The 22,197-nt window shown below is 73.3% G+C and carries 19 protein-coding genes and 1 riboswitch; of the genes, 4 read left to right on the top strand and 15 right to left on the bottom strand.

Annotated elements, in window-relative coordinates; genetic code table 11:
- Positions 1-57 precede the first annotated feature (57 nt).
- Both ABZ806_RS19915 and ABZ806_RS19910 read right to left on the bottom strand, forming a co-directional pair.
- Positions 58-966, bottom strand: coding sequence for an SDR family oxidoreductase (locus ABZ806_RS19915; RefSeq protein ID WP_500218798.1), 909 nt, complete (start codon positions 964-966; stop codon positions 58-60).
- Positions 963-1,736, bottom strand: coding sequence for an SDR family oxidoreductase (locus tag ABZ806_RS19910; protein WP_500218797.1), 774 nt, complete (start codon positions 1,734-1,736; stop codon positions 963-965). Before ABZ806_RS19910 ends, ABZ806_RS19915 begins: the two co-directional genes overlap by 4 nt.
- 54 nt (positions 1,737-1,790) lie before the next feature.
- Between ABZ806_RS19910 and ABZ806_RS19905 the strand changes: the two genes are divergently transcribed.
- From ABZ806_RS19905 to ABZ806_RS19890, 4 genes are read left to right on the top strand one after another with little or no spacing between them, the layout of a single operon-like run.
- A complete protein-coding gene (locus ABZ806_RS19905) occupies positions 1,791-2,537 on the top strand; it encodes an enoyl-CoA hydratase family protein (protein ID WP_500218796.1) in 747 nt (248 codons plus the stop codon).
- Positions 2,534-3,397 (top strand): CoA transferase subunit A, encoded by an 864-nt coding sequence (locus ABZ806_RS19900; RefSeq protein WP_500218795.1) that lies wholly within the window; start codon positions 2,534-2,536, stop codon positions 3,395-3,397. Before ABZ806_RS19905 ends, ABZ806_RS19900 begins: the two co-directional genes overlap by 4 nt.
- Positions 3,394-4,125 (top strand): CoA-transferase subunit beta, encoded by a 732-nt coding sequence (locus tag ABZ806_RS19895; protein WP_500218794.1) that lies wholly within the window; start codon positions 3,394-3,396, stop codon positions 4,123-4,125. The genes ABZ806_RS19900 and ABZ806_RS19895 overlap by 4 nt, the downstream gene beginning before the upstream one ends.
- Positions 4,122-5,213 carry an NAD(P)H-dependent flavin oxidoreductase gene (locus tag ABZ806_RS19890; RefSeq protein ID WP_500218793.1) on the top strand — a complete coding sequence of 364 codons (1,092 nt, stop codon included), beginning with the start codon at positions 4,122-4,124 and terminating at the stop codon, positions 5,211-5,213. Before ABZ806_RS19895 ends, ABZ806_RS19890 begins: the two co-directional genes overlap by 4 nt.
- A 94-nt stretch (positions 5,214-5,307) precedes the next feature.
- On the opposite strand, the gene ABZ806_RS19885 is transcribed toward ABZ806_RS19890, so the two are convergent.
- The 13 genes from ABZ806_RS19885 to ABZ806_RS19825 all read right to left on the bottom strand — a co-directional run bounded on the left by ABZ806_RS19885 (position 5,308) and on the right by ABZ806_RS19825 (position 22,138).
- Positions 5,308-6,315 carry an aldo/keto reductase gene (locus ABZ806_RS19885; protein ID WP_500218792.1) on the bottom strand — a complete coding sequence of 336 codons (1,008 nt, stop codon included), beginning with the start codon at positions 6,313-6,315 and terminating at the stop codon, positions 5,308-5,310.
- A gap of 105 nt (positions 6,316-6,420) precedes the next feature.
- A complete protein-coding gene (locus tag ABZ806_RS19880) occupies positions 6,421-7,272 on the bottom strand; it encodes a helix-turn-helix transcriptional regulator (protein ID WP_500218791.1) in 852 nt (283 codons plus the stop codon).
- Between the two features lie 86 nt (positions 7,273-7,358).
- A complete protein-coding gene (locus tag ABZ806_RS19875; RefSeq protein WP_500218790.1) occupies positions 7,359-8,534 on the bottom strand; it encodes an acyl-CoA dehydrogenase family protein in 1,176 nt (391 codons plus the stop codon).
- Between the two features lie 11 nt (positions 8,535-8,545).
- The gene (locus tag ABZ806_RS19870) at positions 8,546-9,322 is read right to left on the bottom strand and encodes an enoyl-CoA hydratase/isomerase family protein (RefSeq protein ID WP_500218789.1); all 777 of its coding nucleotides are present in this window, start codon (positions 9,320-9,322) and stop codon (positions 8,546-8,548) included.
- Positions 9,323-9,441: 119 nt separating this feature from the next.
- A complete protein-coding gene (locus tag ABZ806_RS19865; protein WP_500218788.1) occupies positions 9,442-10,602 on the bottom strand; it encodes an NADH:flavin oxidoreductase in 1,161 nt (386 codons plus the stop codon).
- A 52-nt stretch (positions 10,603-10,654) separates the two neighbouring features.
- A complete protein-coding gene (locus ABZ806_RS19860; RefSeq protein WP_500218787.1) occupies positions 10,655-11,809 on the bottom strand; it encodes an acetyl-CoA C-acetyltransferase in 1,155 nt (384 codons plus the stop codon).
- Between the two features lie 37 nt (positions 11,810-11,846).
- Positions 11,847-12,464, bottom strand: a complete 618-nt coding sequence (locus tag ABZ806_RS19855; RefSeq protein ID WP_500218786.1) for a TetR-type transcription factor C-terminal domain-containing protein — start codon at positions 12,462-12,464, stop codon at positions 11,847-11,849.
- A 7-nt stretch (positions 12,465-12,471) separates the two neighbouring features.
- Positions 12,472-13,251: an SDR family oxidoreductase gene (locus tag ABZ806_RS19850; RefSeq protein WP_500218785.1), complete on the bottom strand. Its 780-nt coding sequence runs from the start codon at positions 13,249-13,251 to the stop codon at positions 12,472-12,474.
- On the bottom strand, positions 13,248-14,504 hold the full coding sequence (locus ABZ806_RS19845; protein ID WP_500218784.1) for an acyl-CoA dehydrogenase family protein: 1,257 nt from the start codon (positions 14,502-14,504) through the stop codon (positions 13,248-13,250). The genes ABZ806_RS19850 and ABZ806_RS19845 overlap by 4 nt, the downstream gene beginning before the upstream one ends.
- A 24-nt stretch (positions 14,505-14,528) precedes the next feature.
- Positions 14,529-15,761: a glycosyltransferase gene (locus ABZ806_RS19840; RefSeq protein ID WP_500218783.1), complete on the bottom strand. Its 1,233-nt coding sequence runs from the start codon at positions 15,759-15,761 to the stop codon at positions 14,529-14,531.
- The gene (locus tag ABZ806_RS19835) at positions 15,745-18,648 is read right to left on the bottom strand and encodes a bifunctional glycosyltransferase/CDP-glycerol:glycerophosphate glycerophosphotransferase (RefSeq protein WP_500218782.1); all 2,904 of its coding nucleotides are present in this window, start codon (positions 18,646-18,648) and stop codon (positions 15,745-15,747) included. Before ABZ806_RS19835 ends, ABZ806_RS19840 begins: the two co-directional genes overlap by 17 nt.
- A gap of 256 nt (positions 18,649-18,904) precedes the next feature.
- A complete protein-coding gene (locus ABZ806_RS19830; RefSeq protein ID WP_500218781.1) occupies positions 18,905-19,657 on the bottom strand; it encodes a CHAP domain-containing protein in 753 nt (250 codons plus the stop codon).
- Between the two features lie 11 nt (positions 19,658-19,668).
- A riboswitch (cyclic di-AMP (ydaO/yuaA leader) is annotated at positions 19,669-19,824 on the bottom strand.
- A 454-nt stretch (positions 19,825-20,278) separates the two neighbouring features.
- Positions 20,279-22,138, bottom strand: coding sequence for a PP2C family protein-serine/threonine phosphatase (locus ABZ806_RS19825; RefSeq protein WP_500218780.1), 1,860 nt, complete (start codon positions 22,136-22,138; stop codon positions 20,279-20,281).
- Positions 22,139-22,197 lie beyond the last annotated feature (59 nt).

Raw genomic sequence — 22,197 nt, 5'->3', positions numbered from 1 at the left:
GGACGGAATTCCGGGGCCGCGCCTGCACGGCGGCCCCGGAAACGCCGGCGGTGCCGCTCAGCCCGCGCCGTAGACCGGCTCGGGGGCGGGGGCCTTGGCCAGGAGGTCCGTGACGACGGCGCCGACCTCGGCCGGGTCCCACCTGGCGCCCTTGTCGGCCGCCGGGCCGTGGCGGAAGGCGTCCATCACGCAGATCTTGCCGCCCTCGGCCTCGAAGACCCGGCCGGTCACGCCGCGGGACTCGGCGGAGCCGAGCCAGACGACGAGCGGCGAGACGTTCTCGGGGGCCATCGCGTCGAACTCGCCCTCGGCGGGGGCGGCCATCGTCTGCGCGAAGACCTCCTCGGTCATCCGGGTGCGGGCGGCGGGCGCGATCGCGTTGACGGCCACGCCGTAGCGGCCCATCTCGGCGGACGCGACGAGGGTCAGCCCGACGATGCCGGCCTTGGCGGCGGAGTAGTTGCCCTGGCCGACGCTGCCGAGCAGCCCGGCGCCGGACGAGGTGTTGATCACCCGGGCGTCCACGGGGCGGCCCGCCTTGCTCTCGGCCCGCCAGTACCGGCCGGCGTGCTTGAGCGGCAGGAAGTGGCCCTTGAGGTGGACGCGCATGACGGCGTCCCACTCGTCCTCGCCCAGGTTGACCAGCATCCGGTCGCGCAGGAACCCGGCGTTGTTGACGAGGGTGTCCAGCCGGCCGAAGGTGTCGGTCGCCGTCGCGATCAGCGCGGCGGCGCCCTCGTCGGTGGCGATGTCGCCGGTGTCGGCGACGGCCTTCCCGCCGAGCGCCTCGATCTCGCGGACGACGTCGTGCGCGGGCCCCCCGGAGGCGTCGCCGGTGCCGTCCCGCGCGACGCCCAGGTCGTTCACGACGACGAGGGCGCCCTGCCGGGCGAACTCCAGCGCGTGCGCGCGGCCGAGGCCGCGGCCGGCGCCGGTGACGGCGACCACCCGGTCCTTGCAGATCATCGCGTTTCCTCCTTGTTCACGGTGGCGGCGTCCAGGAAGGCGGGGCGCTCTCCCCCGCCGTGGACCTGCATCGAGGCGCCGGTGACGTAGGACGCCAGGTCGGACGCCAGGAAGGCGCAGGCGGCGCCGATGTCGTAGGGGTCGGCGAGGCGGCCCATCGGGACGGTGTCCGCGACCGCCGCGATGCCGTCCTCGTCGCCGTAGTGCAGGTGGGACAGTTCGGTGCGGACCATCCCGAGGATGAGCGTGTTGACGCGGATGTGCGGCGCCCACTCGACGGCCAGCGACGTGGTGAGGCTGTGCAGGCCGGCCTTGGCGGCGCCGTAGGCGGCGGTGCCGGGCGACGGACGCACCCCGCTGACGCTGCCGATGTTGACGACCGAGCCGCCGCCCTGCTCCATGATCTTGGGGTGCAGCGCCCGCGCCATGATCAGCGCGGAGGTCAGGTTCAGCTCGATGATCTTGACGTGGGTGCGCAGGCTCCCGTCCGCGACGGGCAGGAACGGGGCGCCGCCCGCGTTGTTGACGAGCACGTCGACGCGGTCCAGGCCGTCGGCGAACGCCTGCACGGCGTCCGGGTCGCGCACGTCCAGCGAGACGAAGCGGGCCGTGCGGCCGCCCGCCTGCGGCAGTGCCTCGGGCTCGCGCCGGGCCACCGCGACGACGTCGGCCCCCGCCTCCAGGAGGGCGCGGCTGATCCCGGCGCCGACCCCGCGCACGCCGCCCGTGACCACGGCGGTCCGGCCGCCCAGGTCGAGCGTCAGTGACATTCCGCCTCCTCTGCTACCTTCTGTTCTAACAAATGTTTGGTGGAAAGGTAGCGCATGGGAGTCTCCACCACGACCCTGGACGGGGTCGCCGAGATCGTCGTGGACGCGCCTCCGGTCAACGCCCTGACCGTCGCGGGCTGGTACGAGCTGGCCGACGCGGTCACCGCGGCCGGCCGCGACCCGGACGTCGGCGCCGTCGTGCTCCGGGCCGCCGGCCGGGGCTTCAACGCGGGCGTCGACATCAAGGAGATGCAGAGCACCGAGGGCCACGGCGCGCTGGTCGGCGCGAACCGCGGCTGCTACGCGGCGTTCGCGGCGGTCTACGACTGCGAGGTCCCGGTCGTCGCGGCCGTCCACGGCTTCTGCCTGGGCGGCGGGATCGGACTGGCCGGCAACGCCGACATCGTGGTCGCCTCGCAGGACGCCTACTTCGGGCTCCCCGAGGTCGACCGGGGCGCGCTCGGCGCCGCGACGCACCTGGCCCGGCTCGTCCCGCAGCACCTGATGCGGGCGATGGTCTACACGTGCCGCAACGTCACGGCGGACGAGCTGCACCACCACGGCTCGGTGCTGGAGGTCGTCCCGGCGGACGAGCTGCGCGCCAAGGCCATGGAGGTCGCCGCGAACATCGCCGCGAAGGACAAGTACGTCATCCGGCGGGCCAAGGAGTCGCTGAACGGCATCGACCCGGTCGACGTCAAGCGCAGCTACCGCTACGAGCAGGGCTTCACGTTCGAGCTCAACCTCGTCGGCGCGGGCGACGAGCACCGCGACGCGTTCGTCGCGAAGGGGGCGAAATGAGCAGCAAGGTGATGTCGGCCGATGAGGTCGCCGCGTCGCTGGAGAGCGGCATGACGGTCGGGATCGGCGGCTGGGGGTCGCGGCGCAAGCCGATGGCGCTCGTCCGGGCGATCCTGCGCTCCCCCGTCACCGACCTCACGGTGGTGGCCTACGGCGGGCCGGACGTCGGCCTGCTGTGCGCGGCCGGCAAGGTCCGGCGCCTCGTCACCGCGTTCGTCACGATGGACTCGATCCCGCTGGAGCCGCACTTCCGGCAGGCGCGGCAGACCGGGGCCATCGCGCTGACCGAGTACGACGAGGGCATGTTCCTGTTCGGGCTGTACGCGGCGGCGCACGGGCTGCCGTTCCTGCCCACCCCGGTCGGGCTCGGCTCGGACGTCCTGAAGGTCAACCCGGAGCTGAAGACGATCCGGTCGCCGTACGAGGACGCGACCGAGCTCGTCGCCGTCCCCGCCCTGAAGCTGGACGTGGCGCTCGTCCACATGAACCGTGCCGACGCGCGCGGCAACGCCCAGTACCTCGGCCCCGACCCGTACATGGACGACCTGTTCGCCAAGGCGGCCGGCCGCGCCTACGTGTCGTGCGAGCGGCTCGTCGACACGGCCGACTTCGCCAAGGAGGGCCCGGTGCAGTCGCTGCTGATCAGCCGGGCGCACGTGGCGGGCGTGGTCGAGACCCCGAACGGGGCGCACTTCACCGACTGCGCGCCCGACTTCGGGCGGGACGAGAAGTTCCAGAAGCTCTACGCGCAGTCGGCGGCCGACCCGGAGAAGTGGGCGGAGTTCACCGAGCGGTTCCTGTCCGGCGACGAGGCCGCCTACCAGGACGCCGTCCGGGTCTGGCGGGAGGAGAACCGATGAGCGACATCACGCGCGCGGAGGTGTGCGCGGCGGCGTGCGCCGACCTGTTCCGGGGCGACGGGGAGATCGTCGCGGCGGCGGTGGCCGGCTTCGTGCCGATGCTGGGGTCGCGGCTGGCGCGGGCCACGTTCGCACCCGACCTGCTGACGACGGACGGCGGGCCGTCGCTGAGCGCCGAGCCCGTCCCGCTCGGCGGGTCGGCGGAGACGGTCGAGGGCTGGCTGCCGTTCCGCGACCACCTGTGGCTCGTCCTGAACGGGCGGCGGCACGTGGTGATGGGCCCGAGCCAGATCGACGCGCACGGCAACACCAACATCTCCTGCATCGGCGACTGGGAGCGTCCGGCGCGGCAGCTCCTCGGGGTGCGCGGCGGGCCCGGCAACACGCTGCTGAACCCGACGAGCTACTGGGTGCCGAAGCACTCGACGCGCGTGTTCACCGAGAAGGTCGACATGGTCAGCGGCGTCGGCTGGGACCGGGGCGCGCACGAGATCCGCGCCGTCGTGACCAACCTCGCGGTGCTCGACTTCGACACCCCGGACCGGCGGATGCGGCTGCGGTCCGTCCACCCGGGCGTGAGCGTCGAGGACGTCGTGGCCGCCACCGGCTTCGAACTGGCCGTCCCCGACGAGGTGCCCGACACGCGGCTGCCGGACGGCGGCGAACTGCGGATCATGCGCGAGGTCCTCGATCCGAAGGGGCTGCGCGAGCGGGAGGTCCCGGCATGAGCGAGGCGGACCCGGGGGCGCGGGAGGGCGAGCAGCTGCTCGACACTCCGCTGACCCGGCTGACCGGCGTGCGGCACCCGGTCGTCCAGACCGGCATGGGCTGGGTCGCCGGGCCGAAGCTCGTCACGGCGACGGCGAACGCGGGCGGCCTCGGGATCCTCGCGTCGGCGACGATGACGCTGGGCCAGCTCGCGGAGGCGATCCGCGAGGTCAAGGACCGCACGGACGCGCCGTTCGGCGTCAACCTGCGGGCCGATGCCGGGGACGCGGGCGACCGCATCGACCTCCTGATCAAGGAGGGCGTGAAGGTCGCCTCGTTCGCGCTCGCCCCGAAGAAGGAGCTGATCGCCAAGCTGAAGGACGCCGGGCTCGTGGTGATCCCGTCGGTCGGCGCGCGGCGGCACGCGGAGAAGGTCGCGGGCTGGGGCGCGGACGCCGTGCTCGTCCAGGGCGGCGAGGGCGGCGGCCACACCGGCGCCGTCGCGACGACGCTGCTGCTGCCGCAGGTCGTGGACGCGGTCGACATCCCGGTCATCGCGGCGGGCGGCTTCTTCGACGGGCGCGGCCTCGCCGCCGCGCTGTCCTACGGGGCGGCGGGCGTCGCGATGGGCACCCGGTTCCTGCTCACCTCCGACAGCTCGGTGCCGGACGCGGTCAAGCAGGTCTACCTGAAGACCGGCGAGACCGTGGTGACCCGGCAGGTGGACGGCATGCCGCACCGCGTGCTGCGCAGCGAGCTGGTCGACACGCTGGAGAAGTCCGGGCGGGTCGGCGGCCTGGTGCGGGCGGTGCGCAACGGCGCCCGGTTCAGGAAGCTGTCCGGGATGTCGTGGCGCGCGATGATCGCCGACGGGAAGGCGATGAAGCACGGCAAGGACCTGTCGTGGTCGCAGGTGCTGATGGCCGCGAACACGCCGATGCTGCTGAAGGCGGCCATGGTGGACGGCCGTCCCGACCTGGGCGTGATGGCGTCCGGCCAGGTCGTCGGCGTCATCGACGACCTGCCGACGTGCGGTGAGCTGATCGACGGCATCGTGCGGCAGGCCGTCGAGGCGATCACCGCGCAGCAGTCCCTCCTGGTGCGCTAGGCGCCTTCGGCGCCGCGACCGCGCGGCACGTCCGCCGGCCCCCGCGGAACTCCTCGCCGGGGCCGATACGGCGGGCGTGCCGCGCCGGCGCGCGTCAGTACCGTCCTCCGACGGCGGCGGGGACGTCGTCCAGCTCGGCCAGGTCGGTCTCGGTGAGGTCCAGGCCGGCGGCGCCCGCGTTGTCGTGCAGGTAGCGCTGCTTCTTCGTGCCGGGGATCGGGATGACGTGCTCGCCCTGCGCGAGCGTCCAGGCGATCGCGACCTGCGCCGGGGTGGCGCCGTGCCGTCCGGCGACCGCCTTGACGACGTCGACGATGCGCAGGTTGGCCTTCAGCGCGTCCTCCTGGAAGCGCGGGTTGCCGCCGCGGAAGTCGGTGTCCTCGAAGTCGGCGGACGTGACCGTCCCGGTGAGGAAGCCGCGGCCGAGCGGCGAGAACGGGACGAACGCGGCGCCGTTGGCGGCGCACCAGCCGACCACGTCGCCCACTTCCTCGCCCGCGCCGGTGTGGCCCGGCGCCATGCCGGCCACCGCGCCGGGCGCGCCCATCGCGTCGCGCGTCCACAGCGACAGCTCCGACTGGATCGCGGCGACCGGGTGGATCGCGTGCGCCTCCGCCGCCTGCCGCACGCTGACCTCCGACAGGCCGAGCGTGCGGACCTTCCCCTCGGCGACCAATTCGGCCATCGCGCCCCAGGTCTCGGCCAGCGGCACGTCCGCGTCGACCCGGTGCAGGTAGTACAGGTCGATGACGTCGGTGCCGAGCCTGCGCAGGCTGTCCTCGGCGGACGCCTTGATGTGCTCGGGCGTCCCGTTCCGGACGAGGTTCCAGGACGACCTGTCCCCGACGACCAGACCGGTCTTCGTCGCCACGACCGCCTCGCCGCGGCGTCCCCGCAGCGCGCGGCCGACGAGCGTCTCGTTGTGGCCGTCGCCGTAGGGCTGCGCGGTGTCCAGGAACGTGACGCCGAGGTCGAGGGCCTCGCGGATCAGCGCGGCCGACGCGTCGTCGTCCCGCTCCGACGCGCTGTAGGCCCAGCTCATCCCCATGCAGCCGAGCCCGACCGCGCCGACCGGCGTGCCCGCGAAATCACGCGTCCTCATGAGTCCTCCTCAGTGGTTCTCGTTACGAGGACGATCATGCGGGACGGGCCGCCGGCCCACCAGACTCCGCTCATCATGGGTGTGGCACCACCACCCTGGGGCGGTTCAGCTCGCGGCGGCCATGCCGCGGCGCGCCATCAGCCCTTCGAGCCGCTCCCGCGTGCCGGTTCCGGGCCGCGGGTTGTACAGCACCAGGTTGCTGCCCGGGCGGTCGGCCAGCGGCAGCAGCGTCCCCTCGAAGATCAGCTCGCCCGCGTCCGGATGCCGGATCCCCTTCACGGCCTGCGTGTTCGCGCTGACGTCGTGGCGGGGCCACAGCTCGGCGAACTCGGGGCTGACGGCCAGCATGTCCGCGATGAGCCGGCCGAACTCCGGGTCGTCGGGGCAGCGGGCGACGTCGGCGCGGAACCGGGCGACGACGTCGGGCGCCGTCGCGGCCCAGTGCGTGTTCATCGACCGGTACCGGACGTTGGTGAAGAACGTGACCAGGCTGTTGTGGTCGGTGTCGCCGTAGCCGAAGACCTCGCGGGCCGCGTCGTTGATCGCGATGAAGTTCCAGTACCGGTCGCGGACGTAGGCGGGCCGGGGCGACCAGGCGTCCAGCACCCGCTGCAGCTCCGGCGTGATCGGGACGGCCGGGGCCGCGCCGGCCCGCGGCGGGTTCAGCCCGGCGAGCAGGTACAGGTGCTCGCGCTCGGCGGCGTCCAGGCGCAGGGCGCGGCCGATCGCGTCCAGCACCTCGCCGGACACCGTGATGTCGCGGCCCTGCTCCAGCCACGTGTACCAGGAGACGCCGACCCCGGCGAGGACGGCGACCTCCTCGCGGCGCAGGCCCGGCGTGCGGCGCCGCCCGCCGTCCGGCATGCCGACGTCGGCGGGGGTGAGCCGGGCGCGGCGGGTCCGCAGGAAGTCGCGGAGTTCGTCGCGCCGGCCGGGGGCGGGAGTCGGGCTTGCCATGCCGCCACGATATCCGCCGCGGCCGCCCAGCACGGGATCGGCCGCCCGCGCCCCGGCAGCCGCCGGCGCTCCGCCGCGGCCGCCGGTCAGTCCTCGAGGAGCCGGCGGCCGATGATCATCTTCTGGATGTCGGCGGTGCCCTCGCCGATCAGCAGCATGGGGGCCTCGCGGTAGAGGCGCTCGATCTCGTACTCCTTGGAGTAGGCGTAGCCGCCGTGGATGCGGAACGCGTCCTCCACGACCTCCTTGCAGTACTCGCTGGCGAGGTACTTCGCCATGCCCGCCTCCAGGTCGTTGCGCTCGCCGGAGTCCTTGCGGCGTGCCGCCATCACCATCATCTGGTGCGCGGCCTCGACCTTGGTCGCCATCTCGGCGAGGCGGAACAGGACGGCCTGGTGCTCGGCGATGGGCCTGCCGAACGTCTCGCGCCGGCGCGCGTAGTCCAGGGCCAGCTCGTAGGCGCGCATGGCGACGCCGCAGCCGCGCGCCGCGACGTTGACGCGGCCGACCTCGACGCCGTCCATCATCTGGTAGAAGCCCCGGCCGGGCGTCCCGCCGAGGATCTGGGCCGCGGGGACGCGGTGGCCGTCGAAGATCAGCTCGGTGGTGTCGACGCCCTTGTAGCCCATCTTCTCGATCTTGCCGGGGACGGTCAGGCCGGGCGCGACCTCGCCGAAGCCGGGGGTCTTGTCGATGAGGAACGTGGTCATGCCGCGGTGGCCGGCGTCCGGGTCGGTCTTGACGAGCGTGGCGACCAGGTTGGCCGAGCCGCCGTTGGTCAGCCACATCTTCTGGCCGTTGATCACGTAGTCGCCGCCGTCCGGGACGGCGCGGGTCGTGATGGCGGAGACGTCCGAGCCGCAGCCCGGCTCCGACATCGAGAACGCGCCCCGGATCTCCCCCGCCGCCATCTTCGGCAGGTAGTGCGCCTTCTGCTCCGGCGTCCCGTGCTGGGTGATCATCCAGGCGACGATGAAGTGGGTGTTGACGATGCCGGACACGCTCATCCAGCCGCGCGACAGCTCCTCCACGGCCAGCGCGTACGTCAGCAGCGGCTCGCCGAGCCCGCCGTACTCCTCGTCGATCATCAGGCCGAAGAGCCCGAGGTCCTTCATGCCGTCCACGATGGCCTGCGGGTACTCGTCCGCGTGCTCCAGGGCGGTGGCGACCGGGAGGATCTCCCGGTCGGTGAACGCCCGGACGGTCGCGATGATCTCCCGCTGCTCGTCCGACAGCCCGTGGGTCTGCTGCAGCCTGCTCATCTCGCTCCTCCCTAGCGGCCTTCGAAGCGCGGCGCCCGGCGCCCGGCGAACGCGGCGCGCCCCTCGGCGAAGTCGGCGGTGCCGAACAGGGCCGCCTGCTCCTCGCGCTCGGACTCCAGCAGCCCGTCCAGGCTCTGGCCGGCGCGGGCCAGCAGCCGTTTGGCGGCGGCGACCGACAGCGGGGCGAGCGCGGCGGCCTCCGCGGCGAGTCCGAGTGCGGCGTCCAGCGCCCCGCCGGACGGGGCCAGGGAGTCGGCGAGGCCGATCTCGTGGGCGCGGGGCGCGGTGACGGTCCGCCCGAAGACGAGCATCTCCTTGGCGCGCCCCATGCCGACGCGCCGCGGGAGCGTCCAGAGCAGGCCGCCGTCCGCGACGAGGCCGACCCTGCCGAACGCCGCGACGAACCGGGCGTCCTCGGCGGCGACCACGTGGTCGCAGACCGCGGCGAGGGACACGCCGAGCCCGGCCGCGGCGCCCTCGACCGCCGCGATCACGGGCGTCCCGCAGGTCGCGATGAGCCGGACGGCCTCGTGCACGGGCGCGAGCCGGGCCCGCACGGCGTCCGGGCCGGCGCCCTCCATCGACCGGACGTCGCCGCCCGCCGAGAACGTCCCGCCCGCACCGGTCAGCACGATCGCCCGGACCTGCGGGTCGGCGGCGGCGCGCCGCAGTTCCGCCAGGAGCCGCTCGCGCATCGGGATGTCGATCGCGTTGCGCGCCTCCGGCCGGTTCAGCGTGAGCAGGCGCGCCGCGCCGTGCCCGGTGACCGTGACCACCCGGTCGTCCATCAGCCCTCCCGGAAATTTTTCCTACGATACGGCGGCCGGGAAAGGGCCCTCACTCCGGCTGGGCCCCGGACCGCGTTCCCGGATGGACGGCGAGCAGGGTGCCCGCGTGCCGAATCGCCTCAGGTCGGGATCAGCGGACAGTGGGTGCCCTTGTAGATCGTGGGAACGCAGTAATTGCAGTGCGTGCACAGGGAGGGCGTGGACGGGTCGGCGGCGATCCGGTTCACCAGGTCGGGTTCGCGGAGCAGCGCGCGGGCCATGGCGACGAACTGGAAGCCCTCCTCCATCGCCGTGTCCATGGTCGCGCGATCGGTGATGCCGCCCAGCAGGATCAGCGGAAGGTCGAGCTCCGCCCGGAACCTGCGGGCGTGCTCCAGGAGGTAGGCGTCCTGGTAGGGGTAGACGCGCAGGAACTGCTTGCCGAACATCCGCAGGCCGATGCGCATGGGCAGCTTGTAGCTCGCCGCGAACTCGGGGATCGGCATCGGGCCGCGGAACAGGTACATCGGGTTGAGCAGGGAGCTGCCGGCGGTCAGCTCCAGCGCGTCGACCGTGCCCTCCTCCTGGAGTCTGCGGGCGACGTACAGGCTGTCGTCGATGTCCAGGCCGCCGCGGACGCCGTCGCGCATGTTGAGCTTGCCGGTGATCGCGATGCGGTCGCCGACCTCGTCGCGGACCGCGCGGGCGATGCCGAGCGCGACCTTGGCGCGGTTCTCGATCGGGCCGCCGTAGGCGTCCTTGCGCCGGTTCAGGCGCGGGCTGAGGAAGGAGCTGGCCAGGTAGTTGTGCCCGAAGTGCATCTCCACGGCGTCGAAGCCGGACTCGATCGCGAGGCGCGCGGCGTCGGCGTGCGCGCGGGTGATGCGCTCGATGTCCTCGGCCGTGGCGACCTTCGTGAAGGCCATGCCGAGCGGGTTGAAGAACCGCCCGGCGGAGATCGCGGGCAGCTTGTTGGAGCTGGCGTCGGCCACGGGCCCGGCATGCCCGATCTGGGCTGACGCGGCGGCGCCCTCGGCGTGCACGGCGTCGGTGAGGCGGCGCAGACCCGGGACGGCGTCGGGCCGCATCCAGATCTGCCCGCGCTCCGTCCGCCCCTCGGGCGAGACCGCGCAGTACGCGACGGTCGTCATCGCCACTCCCCCGGCGGCCGGCCGCCGGTGGTACTCGATCAGGTCGTCGCTCACCACGGCGTCCGGGGTCATCCCCTCGAACGTCGCGGCCTTGATCACCCGATTGCGCAGCGTCAGCGGCCCGAGCTGCGCCTTGTCGAACACGTCCACGGTCGGCTCCGGAGGGGGGTGGGGGCCCGCGGCGCCGCCGCGGGCCGGCGGGTCAGAGGCGTTCGAGGATGGTCACGTTGGCCTGGCCGCCGCCCTCGCACATGGTCTGGAGGCCGTAGCGGCCGCCGGTGCGCTCCAGTTCGTGGAGGAGGGTGGTCATGAGGCGGGCGCCGGTGGCGCCGAGGGGGTGGCCGAGGGCGATGGCGCCGCCGTTCGGGTTGACCTTCGCCGGGTCGGCGCCGGTCTCCTTGAGCCAGGCGAGGACGACGGACGCGAACGCCTCGTTGATCTCGACGGCGTCGATGTCGCCGATCGTCATCCCGGTCTTCTTCAGCGCGTACGCGGTGGCGGGGATCGGCGCGGACAGCATCCGGATCGGGTCCTCGCCGCGCGCGGAGATGTGGTGGATGCGGGCGCGCGGGGTGAGGCCGTGGTCCTTGACGGCCTGCTCGGAGGCGATGAGCAGCGCGGCGGAGCTGTCGGAGATCTGGGACGAGACGGCGGCGGTGAGGCGCCCGCCCTCCACGAGGGTCTTCAGGCCCGCCATCTTCTCCAGGGTGGTGTCGCGGCGCGGGCCCTCGTCGGCGGCGACGTCCTCGTAGGGGGCGATCTCGCGCTCGAAGCGGCCCTCGTCGATGGCGCGGATGGCGCGCTGGTGCGACTCGTAGGCGAACCTCTCCATGTCCTCGCGGGACAGGTCCCAGTCGCGGGCGATCATCTCGGCGCCGTTGAACTGGGAGACCTCGGTGCCGCCGTAGCGGCGCGTCCAGCCCTTGGAGCCGGCGAAGGGGCCCTCGGTGAAGCCGAGCGGCGCGGCGGCGGTCATCGCGGACGCGATCGGGATCTGCGACATGTTCTGCACGCCGCCCGCCACGACCAGGTCGGACGTCCCGGACAGGACGGCCTGCGCGGCGAAGTGCACGGCCTGCTGGGAGGAGCCGCACTGCCGGTCGACGGTGACGCCGGGGACCTCCTCGGGCAGCCCGGCGGCGAGCCAGCAGGTGCGGGCGATGTCGCCGGCCTGCGGGCCGATGGTGTCGACGCAGCCGAACACGACGTCCTCGACGGCGGACGGGTCGATCTTCGTCCGGTCCATCAGCGCGGTGAGGACGTGCGCGCCGAGGTCGGCGGGGTGCACGCCGGCGAGCCCGCCGTTGCGCCGCCCCACGGGGGCGCGGACGGCGTCGACGATGTAGGCCTCGGCCATGGTCTTCTCCTTCGTACAGGTCCGTCGTACAGGGGGCCTAGCTCGCCTGGATGCCTTCGAGGACCATGGCGAGGTACTGCTTGGCGATGTCGTCGGCGGACAGCCGCCCGCCGTGCTGGTACCAGTTCGCCGCGACCCAGACGGTGTCGCGGATGAAGCGGTACACGAGGGTCCGGTCGAGGTCGGCGCGGAACGCGCCCTCCTTGACGCCGCGGTCGAGCAGCGACAGCCACATCTCCTCGAACCGGCGCTGCGAGTCGAGCAGGTAGTGGAAGCGCTCGCTGGTCGCGAGGTGCTTGGACTCGTTCTGGTAGAGGACGACGGCGGGCCGGTGCCGGTCTATCGAGCGGAACGACTGGGCGACGACGGCCTCCAGGGTGTCGCGGGCGCTCAGCCCGGCCGAGAGGACCTGCTCGTACCCGGCCCACATCTCGTCCAGGAACGTCCGGAGGATCTCGTCGGCCATCGACTCCTTGGAGTCGAAGTGGTAGTACAGGCTGCCGCCGAGGATGCCGGCGGCGTCGGCGACCTTCCGGACGGTGGTGGCGGAGTAGCCCTGGGAGGCGAACACCTCGGCGGCCGTGGCGAGCAGTTCCGCCCGCCGTTCCGCGCGGGCGGCGGCGGTGCCCTCGGCGTCGCGCCGTCGTGGACTCATGTGCTTCCTATGCGTGCTGGGAGGAGACGGAGACGACCTCGCCCGTCATGTACGAGGAGTAGTCGCTGGCCAGGAAGACGATAACGTTGGCCACCTCCCAGGGCTCGGCGTAGCGCCCGAACGCCTCCCGGCGCGTCAGCTCGTCCAGCAGTTCCTCCGAGGTCACCTTGACCAGGTGGGGGTGCATGGCGAGGGACGGCGAGACGGCGTTGATCCGGACGCCGTAGTCGGCGGCCTCCAGCGCGGAGCAGCGGGTGAGCGCCATGACGCCGGCCTTCGCGGCGGCGTAGTGCGACTGGCCCTTCTGCGCCCGCCAGCCGATCACCGAGGCGTTGTTGACGATGACGCCCGCGCCCTGGCCGCGCATGATCCGCAGGGCGGCGCGGGTGCAGCGCATGGTGCCGTTGAGGGTGATGTCGATCACGCGGTCCCACTGCTCGTCGGCCATGTCGACGAGGTCGGCGGTCCCGCCGAGGCCGGCGTTGTTGACGGCGACGTCGATGCGCCCGAAGCGCTCGGCGGCGAGGTCGTAGAGGGCCCGCACCTGCTCCTCGGATGTGACGTCGCAGGGCAGGGAGGCGACGCGGTCGGCGCCGAACTCCTTCTCCAGCTCCTGCGCGGACGCGGTGAGCCGCCGCTCGTGCGTGTCGGAGATCAGGACGCGGGCGCCCTCCTCCAGGCAGCGGCGGGCGGTGGCGCCGCCGATCCCGGCCCCGGCCGCCGCGGTGATCACGACGGCGCGGTCCTTGAGGAGTCCGTGGCCGGGGACGTAGGGCGGGGGCGTCATCCGCGTGCCTCTCTGCTTGCGGTCGGTTCACGGGGCAGACCGAGCACGCGCTCGGCGATGATGTTGCGCTGGATCTCGTTCGACCCGGCGTAGATCGTGTCGGAGCGGGAGAACAGGAACAGCCGCTGCCAGTCGTTCAGGTCGTAGTTCCCCCCGGGGGTGGACCCCCGGACCCCCTGGGCTTCGCCCGAAGTGCGGTCGTAGTTCCCCCCGTCCGCGACGAGGCCGGCGGCGCCGAGGACGTCCATCGCCAGCTCGCCCAGTTCCCGGTGCCAGGTGCCCCAGACGAGCTTGGAGATCGACGACTCGGGGCCTGGCGCGCCGGCCGCGACGCCCGCCATGGTCCGCACGGCGTTCAGCCGCATGATCTCCAGGCCCAGGTACGACCTGGTCAGCCGGTCGCGCAGCAGCGGGTCGTCGATGGCGCCGGTGCGCCGGGCGAGGTCGGCGACGCCCTCGAACTCGCGGGCGAACCCGACCTGCTGGCCGAGGGTCGCGACGCCGCGCTCGAACCCGAGCGTCGCCATGGCGATCTTCCAGCCCTCGCCGGGCGCGCCGACGATGTTGCCGGCGCCGGTGCGGGCGCCGTCGAAGAACACCTCGTTGAACTCGGAGGTGCCGGTGAGCTGGATGATCGGCCGGATGTCGACGCCGTCCTGCCTCATCGGGACGAGCAGGTACGACAGGCCCTTGTGCCGGGACGAGCCCGGCTCGGTGCGGCAGACGACGAAGCACCAGTCCGATTCGAGGGCGAGGGACGTCCACACCTTCTGGCCGTTGACCGTCCAGTGGTCGCCGGACAACTCGGCGCGGGTCTGGACGTTGGCGAGGTCGGAGCCGGCGTTCGGCTCGGAGTAGCCCTGGCACCACAGCTCCTCGACCGCCACGATCGGCGGGAGGAAGCGGGCGCGCTGCTCGTCGGTGCCGAACGCGATGATCGTGGGGCCGAGCAGGTTCTCGCCGATGTGGTTGACCCGGGCGGGGCCGTCGGCGAGCGCGTACTCCTCGTGGAAGATGACCTGCTGCTCGAGGCTGGCGCCGCGCCCGCCGTACTCGGCCGGCCAGCCGACGCACGTCCAGCCGGCCGCGGCCATGTGCCGCTCCCAGGCCAGCCGCTCCTCGAACGCCTCGTGCTCGCGGCCGGGGCCGCCGAGCCCGCGGGCGTGCGCGAACTCCCCCGACAGGTTCGCCTGGAGCCAGTCGCGGACCTCGGCGCGGAACGCGCGGTCCGCCGGCGACTCGTTCTGGTTCACGCCACGGACTCTACCAAACAGTTGTTAGAAAGAATCACTCCCCAGCACGGGTTCGGCCGCCCGTTCCCGGACCGGTGCGGGCGGGCGCCCCGGCACGGCCGACGGCGGGTCCCGGTGCAGCAGGTCGAACAGCCGGTCCCAGCGGGCCAGGACGGCGTCCGGATGGAACCGGAGCACCGAGGCGCGGGCCCCGGCGCCGAGCGCGCGGCGCAGGCCGGGGTCGCCGATGAGCCGCTCCAGGGCCGCCGCGAACGCGACCGTGTCGCCCGGTCCGACCAGGATCCCGTCCCGCTCGTCCTCGATCAGCGTCCGGACGCCCGGCGCGCAGTCGAACGCCACCGTCGGCAGCCCGTACGCCATGGCCTCCAGCACCGACATCGGGAAGCCCTCCGCCCGCGAGGGCAGCGCGAAGACCGACGCCTCGACCAGCGCCTCCTCGACGTCGGCGACCACGCCGCGGAACTCCACCGAGCCGGACATCCCGGCCGCCTGGGCGCGCAGGTCCTCCTCGTCCGGACCGCCGCCGTAGATGTGGAGCCGCCACTCCGGGTGGCGCGCGGAGATCCGCCCCCACGCCTCCAGCATCAGGTCCATGCCCTTCTCGTAGGAGAGCCGGCCGACGCAGGCGACCACGGGGAGGTCCAGTGTGGGGCGGACGGTCGGCGTGACGTGCAGCGCGTTCGGTATGTGGTCGGCGTTGGTCATGCCGTCCCTGGCCCAGGCGTCGGCGTCCTCGGCGGTCAGGACCAGCATCCGGTCGGCGTCCGCGTAGTGCTCCTTGACCCGCCGGTACCGCGTCGACCTGCGGGTCGCCCGGTAGGACTCGTGGCTCATCGCCACGACCCGCAGCCCTGCGGTGTCGGCGAGCCGCACCCACTCCATCGCCCACACCTGCGCCACGATGACCACCGACCCCGGGCCGGCCGCGGCGAACAGCTCCGACAGCCGGGCGGCGCCGCGCCGCTGGGCCGCGGCCCGCCGCAGCTCCCGCCCGCGCGCCACCGCGTTCAGGCGCTCCCGCCGCCGCTTCGGCTGCCACGCCAGCACCGGCGCCCGCCATTCGCGGTGCAGGACCTCGACGGCGTAGGAGCCGTCGCGGCCGTGGTGGTACGGCTCCGGACCGGAGGTGATCCCGACGAGCGTGACGCGGTCGCCGCGTCCGGCCAGCAGCCGCGCCATGTGGTGCGCCCAGCGCTGGAGCCCGCCCATCTCGTCGGCGTTGTTGCACACGATGAAGACGTCACGCCGTGCGGCCATCGCGTTCCCCCCTGTTCCCCCTGTGGTCCGGCGGTGCGGCCGGGAAATAGCGGTCCACGACCGTCCGGGCCGCGGTGCCCCGGTCGTGCTCCCCGAAGCGCGCGGCGAACGCACGGCGCCGGGCCGCGTGGGCGGCCGCCGCCGCGTCCAGGCCGGCGAGCGCGGCGACGAGCTCCTCCTGCGTGCGGGTGATCGGCCCGGGACCGTGCCGGTCCAGGTCGAAGTAGCCGGTGGTGAGGTCGCGGCCGTCCGGGAGGTGCAGGATGATCGGCCGGTCCAGCAGCGCGAAGTCGAACATGATTGAGGAGTGGTCGGTGATCAGCGCGTCCGCGAGCAGCAGCAGCGGGGTGACGTCGGGCACGGCGCCGACGTCCCGCATGACCGCGCGGGCACCGGGCGGGACGTTGGCGCGGCACAGGTAGTGCGGCCGGACCAGCAGCACGTACTCCTCGCCCAGCTCGCGCGCGAAGAGCTCCGGGTCGACGGGCGGCTCCAGCAGCTTGACGGGGCGCCCCTTCCGCCCGGTCGCGAACGTCGGCGCGTACAGGACGGCGCGGCGCCCGTCGCCGAGGCCGAGCGACGCGCGGAGCGAGGCCACCTCGGCCGCCAGCTCGGCATCGCCGTCCGCCCCGTTGACCAGGGGGTCGTTGCGGGGATAGCCGGCCGGCAGCAGCTCCGAGCGGACCCCGAGGCCCGCGCAGAGCGTCGCGGCGTCGTGCCCGGAGCGCACCAGGAAGCAGTCGTAGCGCTCCACCATCCGGCGCAGCCGGGCCCGCTCGGCGGCGGGGCCGCTCTTGACCCGCGGCTGGTCGAGGCCCATGAGCTTGAACGCCGAACCGTGCCAGGTCTGGATGTAGGTGGTCTCGGGGCGTTTGCGGAGGCCCTCCGGATAGCCCTGGTTGTCGATCCAGAACTGGGCCTGGGCCAGCGCCAGGAAGTACGCCCACGAGCCGCGCCGGACCAGTGCGGCGTCGTCCGGGAACCCCCGAGGGGACGACGCGTACGCCCACACCGCCCGCACCGGCCGGCCCCTCCTGCGCAATTCCCGGTAGATGTACTTGGGATTGTCGGAGTAGTGCCGGCCCAGGTGGCTCTCGAAGACGGCCAGGCCGGGCCGGACCGGCAGCCGGCTGAGCACCCGGTTGAACACCGCGATCTTGGTGTCGCGGGAGGTCAGCCCGCGCCGGACGGCCCTCTCCAGGCCCCGCGCCCGGCGCCAGGCGAGCCGTCCCGCCGGTGACCGGGCGGCGCGCAGCGCGGCGGCCCCGGCGAGCCGCGCCCACGGGTTCGCCGTCTCCAGCGCGAAGGCCAGGTGCCCGCCCTCGGTGACGTAGGAGCGGAGCCGGTCCGCGGCGATCCGGGTCAGCCGGGGCCGGACGGGCAGCGCGACGCCCGTCAGCGACGGGGATCCGCGGCCCTCGCCGGGGCGGGTGACCATCTCCTCGCCGTCCACCCGGACGCGGAGCCGCACGTCCCAGACGGGATCGACGAACCCGACCGGCCTGATCCGCCCGGCCGGGGCGAACTCCGACCGCCACGCCAGCCGCTCCCCCTCGTGGCGCACGGTCGCGCGGGCCCGCGCCCTGCGGGTTCGGCGGCGCCGGTCGCAGAACTCCAGCGTCCCGGCCAGCTCGGCGTCCGGGGGGACGCGGTCCAGGGGGTTCAGGACGTGCCCGGCCATCAGCACGCGGTCGCCGCGCATCTCCAGCCGCGTCACCGTGTTGGCCGGTCGCAGCTCCTTCAGCGGCCGGACGTGGAAGCCGAAGCCCGTGACGTCCAGGACCGCGCGGCCGAGCGTCCCGCGCGGCCGTCCCGCGCCCCAGAAGACCCGCCCGTCCCGCTCCACCAGCCGCGCGCGCAGCTCGGGCCGCTCGGCGGGCCGGTACTCGGCGGCGGCGAGCGCCCCGTCGTGGTCGCCCTCGCGGATCAGGTACGCGGCGATCGCGGGCATCGGGTTGGCCGACGCGAAGACGCGCGGGTCCAGCTCGGCGAGATAGCCGGCCGCGAGGTCCAGGAAGCGCTCCCGGTAGCCCGCGTCGCGGTCGCGCAGCTCCCGCAGGTAGAGGACCAGGTCGTGGTTGACGAACTTCACGTCCTTGGCGCGCCGCAGGTCGTGCGCGCCGCGCAGCGTGAACAGCATGTCGATGCGCCGGTGGATCTCCAGCCGGTCGGCGAAGTTGGCCAGCTCGGCGCGCCGGTTGGAGATCGACGGCGCCGCCGTGCCCTGCCGGACGAGCCAGTGGTAGACGCGGTGCGGGATCACGGCGGTGCGGCCCGCCGCCAGGTACGCCTCGGCGGTGAACAGCAGGTCCTCGTAGTGCAGCCGCTCGACGAACCGGAGCCCGTGCTCCTCCAGGAAGCCGCGCCGGTACGCCTTGTTGGTCGACAGGGTGTCGTACAGGAGGTCGGGGTTCTCGGCCAGCGACCCGTACACGGCGGTGCTGCGGTAGAGCCAGGGGTACCAGGGGCGGATGCGGCCCTTCGCGCCCTCCGGGACGTCCAGGAAGACCCGGTCGCAGAGGCCGGAGACCAGGTCGGCGCCGCTGTCCTCGGCGGCGGCGACCAGGTTGAGGCAGGCGTGCCGGTCCAGCAGGTCGTCGCTGTCGAGGAACATCACGTAGCGGCCGGCCGATGCATCGATCCCGGTGTTGCGGGGCCGCCCGCAGCCACCGGAGTTGGACGGCAGGTGGACGGCCCGGACCCGCCCCGGGTGCGCGGCGGCGAGCCCGTCGGCGACCTCCCCGGTGCCGTCGGTGCTGGCGTCGTCCACGATCACGGTCTCGACGCCGCCCAGCGACTGCGCCAGCGACGAGGCGACCGCCCGCGGCAGCCGCCGGGCGTCGTTGTACGCGATCACCACCACGCTCACATCCGGGCGCACCCGCATCGGGCATCCCCCTTCCCCCGGTTCCGCCGGGGACTGAGCCGGGTCGCGGCCGGTCGGACGCGTCGCTCCTGATTCCTATCCCGGAACTCCGCACTGAGGTCCAAGCAGGATCAAAGGCTGCCAATGCTTCGCATTACCCGACTTCAGCGGAGACATAGCGCAGATCGCCCTGAACGCCCGAAGGCGCCCGGCGGGGGGCCGGGCGCCTTCGGGTCTGGAGGGTCTGGAGGGTCTGGAGAGCTGGAGGAGCTGGAGGTCAGCTCTTGGCGTAGTCGGGGTAGCCGAAGCCCACGATCTGCGACTTGTCGCGGGTCTTCTTCTCCACCTCGTTGTTGCTGTTGCCCTCGATGGTCTTGACGGTGCCGTCGCCGTTGTCCTTCACCACGAGGCCGACGTGGTCGATGCCGCCGATGGAGCCGTTGGAGCCGTTCTTCCAGTCGAAGAAGACCACGGCGCCGGGCTTGGGCTTGTCGCCCCAGCGGTCGGTCTTTTTGAACCAGGTGGCGTGCTGGACGGTGTAGGCGTCCCAGCCCATGTTCTTCACGCCGGTCTGGGCGCCGAGCCAGGACACGAACATGTCGCACCACTGGGCGCCGTTGTAGGCCTTGACCGAGAACCCGCCGTCGCGCTGGGCGGTGGCCTTGGCGTGCGGGGTCGAGACGTACCAGTCGTGGAACTTGGTCTGGCCGGCCTTGCCCTCGCTGATGCCGACCTGCTTCTCGGCCAGCTTGATGACCTCGGAGGCCTGGACGGCGCGCGGCGCGACCTTGTAGCCGGCCTCCTTGGCCTCGGCGGTGGTCATCGCCGCCGAGCCCTTCGACACCGTGCTCTGCTCGGCGACGGCGCCCGCCGCCTGGGCGGGGGTCTCGGCCGCGGCGCTGCCGCCGGCCAGGGGGTTGAGGACGGCGAGTCCGACGGCTCCGGCCAGGACCGCGCCGGCGGCGACGCCGACGGCCTTGTCCTCGGAGGAGAACCGGGTGAGCGAAAGTCGATCGAAACGACCGGTCATGCAGGGAATCTCCTTGTCTTCCATGACGCCTACCGGGTTAGCTGACGGATTCGGGCATGGAAGCAGCCCTACGGCGCGTCTCTCGGCGCGCCGATTCACCCCTGGAACATTGGGTCCCCGGCTCCGTCCGGCCGCATCGACCGGGACGGACTCGGCCTCGCACCGCATGGCGCGGCGCAGACTTTTACGGATGTATCTCAGCGACTGATCTCGGTGAGGGTGCGCGCGTCAGGTGGCGCGCATCGCGTGCGGATACCGCTCCGCGATCCTCGGCCGCACATCGCACGGCCGGCGGCAACGCATGGGGCGCGCTGCGGGATTCGGATAGAAGGTAAGCAACCTTCTCAAGAAAAGCAAACCAAGCACAAACCTCGTTTATGCCCGTCTCATGCCCTTCCAAGGATTCACCAACAGCGTCACGGCGCCGAGTGTTCCCGATCTTTCCCCGAGTGGCCCTCAGCCCTTTGCCCGCAGGGCTTACCGGCTGATGACCGAAAGGTAAAGAACTCCTGGGACGCGGCGGCCGGCGCGCGGGCGTCCGCCGCCTCCCGGCCCCGGTCGCCGCCCCGGCTGAGTCCTACATCACACGGCTCGGCCCCGCGGGCCCCACCGTGTGCCCGGTCACTCGACGTGCAGGGCGAACAGCGTGGTGTCGTCCGCCGCCCGGTCGAACTCCATCCGCGCCATCACCTCGTCCAGGGCCAGGTCCGGGCGCATCGAGGAGTCCTGCAGGATCTCGGAGAGGCGGCCGATGCGCTCGTCCAGGTCGGCGTCCCTGCGCTCCACCAGGCCGTCGGTGTAGAGGAACAGCAGGTCCCCGGGACGCAGGTCGGTGGTGATCGTCGTGTACCGCCAGGGCATCGCGCCGAGCATCGGGTCCCGGACGACCTCCAGCAGCGTCGCCCGCCCCTCCCGGACCAGGATCGGCGGCGGATGGCCCGCGCACGTCCACTCCAGCGCCCGGCGGGACGCGTCGAAGTGGGCGACGATCGCGGTGCCCGTCGCGGGCGGGTCCATATTGCCGACCAGCTCGTTCAACCAGCCCACCAGCCGCCCCGCCGGCTCGCCCGTGCAGGTGAGGCCGAGCAGCCCGTTGCGGGTCCGCGCCATCGCGGCCGCCGCCGGCAGCCCGTGCCCGGCCGCGTCCCCGATGGCGAACAGCGACCGGCCGTCCGCCAGCGCGCGGGTGGCGAACCAGTCCCCGCCGATGCGCGCGGTGCTCTCGGCCGCGAGGCTGCGGACCGCGATGGTGAGGCCCGGCAGCTGCTCCACCTCGTCCTCGTCCGGCAGGATCGCGCGGCGCAGCGTCACCGCCACCTTCCGCTCCTGCGCCGTCCGCGCCTGCTGCTTCAGCATCTGCCGGCGGGTCTCGGCGAGCGCCCGCTCGACGCCGCGGCGCCGGGTGATGTCCTGCGAGACGACGTTGATCGAGACCGGCAGCCCGGAGTCGCCGAGCACCGGCTCGGCGAACAGCCACAGGTGCCGCGGCGTCCCGTCCTGCCCGATGACGCGGTGCTCGGCCTCCACCGGCTCCCGGCGCGAGAACATCGTCTGGACGGCCTCCTCCACCAGCGGCAGGTCGTCGTCCGCCACGGCCTTCGGCAGGTCGTGCGGCATCGGCGGCACCTCGTCGGGGGCGAGGCCGTAGTTGGCCCGCATCTGCGGCGTCCAGTCCGACTCGCCGGTCGCGAGGTCCCACTCGCCGAAGCCGATCAGCGCCAGCCGCTCGACCCGCTCCAGCCTCCGCGCGACGCGGTCCTCGGCGGCGTGGTACCGCCACGTGACGCACACCCCGGTCGGCACCCGCACGCACCGGACGCTCATCCGGGACGACCGGGACAGGCCGCGCTGGGCGGTGGAGTACATGATCGAGCCGCGCTCCGCCGGCCTGCCGGTCTCCAGGACCTCCACGTACTCGTCGAAGAGCCCGCTGAGCACGGCGCCCGGATCCGTCCGCAGCAGCCGGAGCCCGGTCAGCTCCGCCCCGCCGCGCCCGAACATGTCCCGGGTGGCACCGTTCAGCTCGGCATAGAGGAAGTCGGCCACGGCCCCGTCGGCCCCCCGGACCGGCACCAGATGCGCGCAGGAGTCGAGCGTCCCGTCCAGCACCGCCCGCGCCACCGGGTCGTCGCCCGTCTCGGCGAGGATCTCGGCGTCGCCGCCGGTGTCCTCGGCCGTCACCCGGCGCAGGACGTCCTCCGCCTCGGTCAGCACGGCCTCGCGCTCCTCCGTGCCGCCCTCGGCCCGCGGCGCCCGCCGCCCGGCGAGCACCGCGCCCACCGGGCCCTCGCCCCGGTCCTTGACCAGCAGGGCCGCCGCCTCGGTGAGGTCGATGTCCAGATCCCGCGCGAGCCAGATGAGATGCTGCAGGGCCTCCCCCGGCGGAACGCCGAGCCGCCGCCCCAGCACGACCCGCGCCTCCGCCAGCACCGCGCGGTCGTGCGCGGCGCCCCGGAGGTCCTCCAGGTCCGCAACGTGCATCCCGGGCTGGGTGCCCTCCGCTTCCGCCAACCCCGTGTCCCCCGTTCGGCGTCACTGCC

This window comes from Spirillospora sp. NPDC047418 (assembly GCF_040643275.1).
Classification (GTDB): domain Bacteria; phylum Actinomycetota; class Actinomycetes; order Streptosporangiales; family Streptosporangiaceae; genus Spirillospora.
The sequence above is the reverse complement of the archived record's forward strand: the minus strand, read 5'-3'. Positions and strand labels throughout refer to the sequence as shown.